This is a genomic window from Mesorhizobium sp. ORS 3428 (genome assembly GCF_001854785.1).
GTDB lineage: Bacteria > Pseudomonadota > Alphaproteobacteria > Rhizobiales > Rhizobiaceae > Mesorhizobium.
On record NZ_MDFL01000023.1, the window covers coordinates 1 to 7,752 of the forward strand.

4 protein-coding genes and 1 pseudogene are annotated in these 7,752 nt (G+C 59.8%); 4 read left to right on the top strand and 1 reads right to left on the bottom strand.

Translation table 11 applies throughout. The annotated features are described in order from the left end of the window. The coding region (locus ORS3428_RS05105) for an FHIPEP family type III secretion protein (protein WP_071095206.1) at positions 1-1,729 on the top strand (1,729 nt) is incomplete at its 5' end. Between the two features lie 169 nt (positions 1,730-1,898). Here the strand turns inward: ORS3428_RS05105 and ORS3428_RS33200 are convergent. Next, positions 1,899-2,039 carry a hypothetical protein gene (locus ORS3428_RS33200; RefSeq protein WP_157895924.1) on the bottom strand — a complete coding sequence of 47 codons (141 nt, stop codon included), beginning with the start codon at positions 2,037-2,039 and terminating at the stop codon, positions 1,899-1,901. On the opposite strand from ORS3428_RS33200, the gene ORS3428_RS34290 reads away from it, so the two are divergent. From ORS3428_RS34290 to ORS3428_RS05125, 3 genes and pseudogenes are all read left to right on the top strand, one after another. Continuing rightward, complete coding sequence (locus tag ORS3428_RS34290) at positions 1,989-2,306, top strand: tetratricopeptide repeat protein (RefSeq protein ID WP_338011912.1); 318 nt, start codon at positions 1,989-1,991, stop codon at positions 2,304-2,306. The genes ORS3428_RS33200 and ORS3428_RS34290 overlap by 51 nt on opposite strands. A 570-nt stretch (positions 2,307-2,876) precedes the next feature. Further along, entirely contained in the window at positions 2,877-3,680 is an 804-nt protein-coding gene (locus tag ORS3428_RS05115) for a MurR/RpiR family transcriptional regulator (RefSeq protein ID WP_244507857.1), read from the top strand. Between the two features lie 700 nt (positions 3,681-4,380). Further along, positions 4,381-7,752, top strand: a pseudogene (locus ORS3428_RS05125) (hypothetical protein); the annotation flags it as partial.

Here is a 7,752-nt window from a genome sequence, read left to right on the forward strand (position 1 = left end):
AGTGGTGACCATGGTCCAATTCATGGTTCTGGCAAAGGGTGCCGAACGCGTTGCAGAAGTGGCGGCGCGATTCACGCTCGACGCTCTGCCAGGCAAGCAAATGGCGATCGATGCCGAGCTAAGAAATGGCCACATCGACGAGAATGAATCTCGTAGGCGGCGCGCCATGTTGGAGAAAGAAAGCCAGCTTTATGGCGCTATGGACGGGGCCATGAAGTTCGTTAAGGGCGATGCCATCGCGGGGCTGGTGGTTATCTGTATCAATTTGCTGGGCGGAGTTTCCATCGGGCTGTCTAAGGGGTTGCCCTTCGGCCAGGTGCTGCACCAATATACTCTGCTGACCATAGGTGATGCACTAATCTCACAGATTCCGGCACTGCTGCTGTCGATTTCATCGGCGACCATAGTCACGCGTGTGGGTGGGGCCGGGAGACTCAACCTTGGTGCCGACATAGCCGGCCAGCTCACCGCCAATACGCGGGCATTGAGGCTGGCTGCTGGTGTCTTAGTTGCGATGGGGTTTGTTCCTGGCTTCCCTCTGCCCGTCTTTCTGGTGTTGGCCGCGGTCTTCGCGACGRCAAGTTTTACCAAAGGCGATAAGCAAACCGGCGACGATGCCACTGCTACCACTGCAGCTCCAGGGACGCCAAAAAAGCAAACCCCACCTGCGGAAGGAGGTCCGGTCACCCTGCTCCTTGCACCGAGCCTTGGAGATGCGATCAACCAAATCGAATTGCAACAGCACATTAAGCGCGTTTCGGAACTGGTCTCATCTGACCTCGGCATTATTGTTCCCCGCATCCCTGTTGCAGTCGAACAGCAGTTGCCGGAGTCGCAATTCAGGATAGATGTCGAGGGCGTCCCGGTCGAACAGGATGCGATTGATCCGACGCAGCTAAGGCTTACCGACGATCTGGCCAATATTGAATTGAGCGGCATCCCCTTCCAGCATGACCCACAAGCGGGCAAGATCTGGGCCGAACAAAGCCATGCATCGGCTCTCAATGACGCCGGCATTGGCTATCACAGTCCCATCGAACTTATTGCATCGCGAGTCCAGGCAACGCTCGCGCGGCGTGCGCGGCGCTTGGTGGGCATCCAAGAGACCCGTGAATTGCTGGGCCGGATGGAGCAGGAATATGCCGAGTTGGTGAAGGAGGTGCTACGCACGACGCCAATCCCCCGGATCGCCGATGTCCTGCGCCGTCTACTGGACGAAGATATCCCGATCCGCAACACCCGCCTCGTCTTGGAGGCATTGGCCGCATGGGKGGAGYAGGAGCAAAACGTCGCATTGTTGACGGAACATGTCCGTTCCGGTCTGACGCGGCAGATCTGTCATCGTTTTGCCAACGCTCAGGGTGTCGTGCCCGCCGTTGTTATCGAACGTGAAACCGAGAATTTGGTGCGCAGCGCGATACGTGATTCGGCTGTTGGTCCCTACCTCGTGTTAGGAGATGCTCAAAGTGAGATGCTGCTGTCACAAATGCGGCAGATCCATTCGAACCCTGCGCCGGGTCAGCGCCGTCCTGTCATATTGGCTTCAATGGACGTCCGACGCTTCGTCCGCGGTTTCCTTACGCGCAACGGGATCGATCTCGTCGTTTTGTCTTATCAGGATCTGGATTCGGAGTTTACGATTCAGCCGGTCGGATCCGTCAAGCTCACCGCTGCAACGAATCATGAACCGTCAGGAGAACGTAACGATTTGCGCGTTGAGCCAAGCTGAAGTGCGTAGCATCAGTCGTAAGGATAGCTGCATTCACATGTTAACAACAGTCGTTCCGCCGTTGCGTTCAGTTCGTCTGGCGTCAGTTCCCTTCGCAATACTTGCAATTCTTCCTCTCGGYGGTTGCAATAGCTSGGGCACGCAAGCTCTTTCAGTGAAGGAGACGCCGTCACCCGAGTTGCTCGGTGCCAAGGATATCAATCCGGCCATGCGCGAACGCATCTTGACCTCCGTTGGTGAGGATGCTCACGAGCGGGCTTTGCGGGATCAGCTGCAGCAGGAACCAGGCAATGTCGACGCCGCGATCCATCTTACGAAAGCCCTAGTAGCAAAGAAACGCCCGAAGGAGGCGCTTCAGGTGCWCGACGGGGTTTTGATTGCGGCTCCAGACAACTTGCGCACATTGAACGCGAAGGCAGTTGTGCTCGACATTTGCGGTCGGCATGGCGCGGCACAAGCGCTATATCGCCAAGCTCTCAGAAAAGAACCCGGGAACCAGATGTTGGTCAACAACCTCAACCGGTCGCTCGCGCTTGATGAGAAGTCAGGACGGAGTGCGCCGGCACGATCGGGGTAGACTGGCATTCGCGCGGAAGCTCATCGCAGGCGATCAACATAGTCGCAGCAGCTTTTCATCAGTTGTTCCCCCCATTGTTCCCGCAAAACCTGACGAGCCCGAAATCAGCGCGAAAAATCGTGGTCCATAGGTACGCGAATTGATCTCTCAAATGCTTGAATCCAGAAAGTGGACGCCTTCCACGGTAATCAAACAGAGTATGTCTCCGAACGTACGTGCCTCTGCGTTCTTGAAACTTGAAGGCGCAGAAGAGGGTGCTTATCGCTACGACATGAGATGTCGTTCAGAAAGGGCGCGGCATTTTGTTGTCAATGAAGACCTGGCGTGTGGTCTCTTGGGTGATGTAGCTCAGTACCGGGGCAGCGCGGTTCAGCAAGAGCGACCAATTGGAATTTTTTCGAGTGTCTATTCTTGTGAAATCAGGCGTAGCTTTCAGCTGGCCGACTGGCGCGAGGGTCTATGAAAAAGGGGCCTCTAACCGACCTTTTAGTCGAACGGTTTGAGTCGATGCCGCCTCAGCTCCAGCGAGCTGCCCGGTTCGTGTTGGACTATCCGCAGGATGTCGCGTTGATGTCCATGCGCGAGCAAGCGCAATTAGCGGGTGTGTCCCACACGACCATGATGAGGCTAGTCCGATGGCTCGATCTCGACCGCTACGAAGACATGYGCAGCATTTATGCGAAGGCCCTGCGCACGTCTGCCGAATCGCCGCTACCTGAGCGTAGGCAGGAGGGCGATGGCGCTTACTCAACGGTCGGAGTCCTCGCGGGCACGCTGGCAGCGGAAATCGCGAGGCTTGGGGAATGCGCGAACACGATGCAGCTAACGGCTGCTGCCGGTATCCTTGCCGAAAGCCGAAATCTCTTCAGCCTTGGCCTGCGCGCAGAGCATCCGGTGGCGCAGCATTTTGCCTACACGCTGTCACGGCTCGGCCGGCAGGCGATCGTTCTTGATGCAGCCGGGGGACTCGGCATCGATGCCTTGCGGGGCGTCGGCAAAGGCGACGTATTGCTGGCGGTAGGTATCGAGCCTTACTGCCGTGCAACCATCGAAACGGCTAGGCAAGCAGCGCGCCAAGAAGTGGCTGTGGTTGCCATCACCGACAGCAGCGTATCGCCGCTCGCCCGTATGGCCAAGGCAAGCGTCATTGTAATCAGCAACCCTCAATCCTTCTTCAAAAGTATCGCGCCGGCTCTGGCAGCAAGCGAGATCTTGGCCAAGTTGATCGCCGCCAAGTCCGGAATGAATGTCGATGAGGTCGTGAAGGAAATCGAGCGTCAGCTCGCGGAGCTCGATGTCTTCTGGAAACCGCCAGATAGTGGGAAGCGCAGCAGGTGGGCGAAATGTAATCAAAACCGCTGGAATCGGGATTAGCGGAGTGATTATCCGCGCAAGGCGACATGGAAGGGTGCGCCTGTCACAAGCGCCTGGACGGCTCGGCCTGGTACCAGACCCTGCACGTGCGGAGAAACCAGCAACTGCTCGGGATCGGCAGCGCRCAGGAGAGATGATTTGAGCGTGAAAATGGCAGCGAGCTCCAGCCTGACAAGTCCGCACTCAAACGACTGATAGCTCAATGCTCTCCTTGCAAAACGGCTGGCATCCACACGGGTTCAATCGCGCCAACAAGGTGCTTTACCGGCTCAACCTACATTCGCGACATTGCTCGCCAGATCGCCGGCCAAGAAGAGCCCGAGGTGAAGATGACCACTCTACCAGGCTTCAGCGGTTCCGGAGCATCGTCAGCGCGAGGCTACAAACACCCGCGCATGAGGCAACGCTTGAATTTCGCGGATCATCGTTACGCGAGGCAATACGCACGCTCACCTAGGCTGCCACGCCGCAGGGCGGCATAGGCGAGGCGCGGCATAACCAGATCCSGCAGCTTCGCAACGAGGCCGGAGGGGGGCTCGTCGAACGGGAAGATCGGCGGGCCGTGCAGCGATGGAGTGATGATCTCGACTGCGACCTGCCGCGCTCTCGGTCCGTCAGCCTGTCGACAGCTAAGCCCCATAGAACAGTTTTCCAGCCGCCAGGGCGGCTTGAGCTGCTCGGAACAGGCAAGGGAGATATCATGGATCCCTTTAGCAATATCAATCGATCCCACGTCTCAGATTTCCCTCGCAAAGACGATGCAGGCTCGAAACAGCAGCAGACCGACCAGGCGAGTTTTCAGGAGCATCTGAACGCGCTGCAGCCGGGCCAGCTTCGGCAAGCTGTTCCAAACAGCCGTCTCGCCAGGCGGCGGACCGGCTTACATGCAGATGCGGTTGGACCGAGGAAGCTGCAAGGGGAGGGCGCCGGGGAAGGCGGTTCGCACTTGCCCTTTGCTCCACCAGCTCACTCACCTGCGCATAGTTTTGACCAGGACGAGCTCTTTGCCGCCGCCGACCGCGCCGGGCCGTTGCCGGCTGCAAGTTTCGCTTCGGCGCAGTTCTGGCAGGATGTGGAGCGGGTGGTCCACTCAACCGCGGAAAGTGTAGATCAGCCGCGGAGCCGCGCAGCGATTGGGGGTTATGAAGCTTTGAATTCCGTCCCGCCGTCGCGGGTCAACGTGCCCGCCACGGGATTTGGAAGCGCACCCGGTGGTGTGAGCCTTCCTGTCGCGAACGCATATCGGCCTGCGGCCAATCAACAGGGCGATGTGACCGGCGCGCGCCATAAAACGCTGGCCGAGGCACCRCACCAGGCTTCCGTCGTTCAGCGAACGCGCAGCCGCAAGCGCGACCGCGAGCACCCGGACGAGGCGCTTTTTGCCGCCTACCGTGCCGAGGCGGCTAAAACAGCCAAGGTGGGTAAAAGCTCGATTTCTGGCGATATAACGGCGCTGCGCAAGTTCAGCATATGGCTTGACGAGAATCATCAGAGCCAAATCTGCGGTCGGATTGAGGACGGGCAGCTGGTCGGYCTGGTGGAGGACTTTGCGAGCAACGATGCCGTACTACTGGGCGACACCAAGGTGGCGTTGGGAAGGCTCCGGCAGCATTCTGCCGGACAGCCTGTGACGGCTGGTTCGGCTATTCGACCCGGCACGAAGGACGATGAGGAACTCTTCGCCCAATACCGGRCAAAAGCCGTGGTCAAAGAACCGGCCGTGAGGCGCGATTTAGCGGCCCTGCGCCAGTTCAGCAAATGGCTCGACGAGAACCACCGGACGCAAATCGCCGGCCGGATTGAGGATCCCGGATTGGACACGCTGGCGAAGGACTTCGCGGAGCGCGTGAACGAGCGTATCAATCCGGCGTTGAAGAGGCTCCGGCAAGCTTCTGTCAGACAGYCTGGGACGGCTGCTTCGAATGTTCGACTTGGCACCAACGACTACGACCAACTCCTTGCCCAGGCCGCCGGCCTCGAAGAAGGAACCATGGGAGGCGATTTGACCGGCGCGCGCCAAACGATGCCGGCCGAGGYGCCGCACCAGGCTTCCCTCGTTCAGCAAACGCGCAGCCGCAAGCGCGTACGAGAGCACCCGGACGAGGCGCTTTTTGCCGCCTACCGTGCCGAGGCGGCGAACACAGCCAAGGTGAGTGGACCCTCGATTGATCGCGATACAACAGCGCTGCGCAAGTTCAGCAAATGGCTGGCCGAGAACCACCAGAGCCAAATCGATGGTCGGATTGATGACGAACAGCTCGACAGCATGGCGAAGAACTTCGCGCGCAACGATGGCAAACTACTGGGACAACTTAGCGTGGCATTGGAAAGGCTCCGGCAGCATTCTGCCGGACAGCCTATAACAATTGCTTCAAATATCCGGGAATTTGGCACGAAGGACGATGAGGAACTCCTAGCCAGATATCAGACAAGAGCCGTAGCTGCCCGCCTCAAAAAAGGAACCATGTGGCACGATCTAGCGGCGCTGCGCAAGTTCAGCAAATGGCTTCACGAGAACCACCGGACGCAGATCGCCGGCCGGCTTGAGGACCCGGGGCTGGACAATCTGGCGAAGGACTTCGCGAGCAACGATGCAAAATTACTGAGTGAACTTAATGTGGCGTTGGGAAGGCTCCGACAAGCCTATGCCGGAGAGACTGTCACAACAGCTAGATCGCGCCCTGTCAGCGAAGAGAACCAGGTGATCGAAGATGCATGTCGGGCAGCTGCAAGCAGGTACAGTCAAGTCACGCTTACGATCTATCGGAGCCATTTGGGTCGTTTCAATAGCTGGCTTAGCCAGCACTTCGGCAAGGGCATTGCCCAGATTGAACCCGCGATGCTGAGCCGGGCAGTTGACGAGTACAAGATGACCGCAGCCCCCGTTTTCGGCACAGCCTGGGGCTTTCTGCAGAAATACCTGCAAATGGTCGCAGCCAACAACGCGCTGGGCTTGGCAGCCCATGGACAAGYGGCCCCGCGCGAGCAGCCACGCAACCCGCCCACTGGAACTATGCAGAGCACCTCACCCGCCTTCTCGCCCATCCCCATCGCCCCGGGCGACCCGGCCTGGGACGTCTTGCGAGCCTTCCATGAAGAAGAGGTTGTAAAGCGTGGCGCGCCAATGGCTACCGATGTGCCGCAGTTCCATCAGACGACATCGCTCCCGCCACAGTTGGCCCCCGCGCTGKCCCCTTCCTCGCCTGCTCAAAGTGCCGGCTCGTCCTCGATCTTCGCCGGCTTCGCGCCGCTATCGCCCACACCTTATCGGCGTCCGGATTTTGCTCTGAACGCRCTCACGCCCGGGCAGCTGACTGAGGAGGGTAGCGCCTCGGGCCATTGGACCRCAGTTGGCGGCTCGGCAATTGCCCAGCCCGGCTCGTCACGTAAATCATCGCAGATCCATGCCGATCTTGATGACATTGTCGACTTGCAGGACGATGCCGGCTCGGCGCCTCGGTCGGATGCTGCTACGTCGAGATTGATTGCCGGGCCATCGCCGTCATCGAGCGTGCCTGGCGAAGGTTCCGCGGCGTCGAGCGCTGCACATGGCAGGCTCCCGGATCTCGGGCCACAGCTTGGCTCGTGGGCGCAGGCCGGTCGGGGGGCAGGGCCTRCCGCCTCGCAGGAAAGCTACGACCAGTCGCAGCTCTGGCGCGAGGTGGACCAGGCCGGAAGGCAAAGACCTGCCGGTTGGGAGCGTCCCTGGTCAGGGTGGTCGCCGCAATCGGATCAAGATCGGGGGCCAACGCGGCGGTCCGCGTCAGCTCGCTCGTCAGATATCTACCGCGGCCTTGGCTCCCTGGTCGATCTGCCCTCCACACCGGCCGAGCTGCGTGACGATGCCCATTATGCCCCGCCTCCAGCCACAGCCTCCGAGGCTCGGGCTGGGGCGCCCGATCCGCGAGCCTCCTCGTCCGACCGCAGCGAGCTGGCGCTCGGCGCCACGCAATGGCTGGGGGATCAGCACATCCATGCAGACTACGAGCTGCTGGAGCAGGAGCTGCAGAGGGACAATCCGGATCTCGCCGCCCGAACGCGGCTGGTCGATCCCCTGGTCGCGCATTACCAT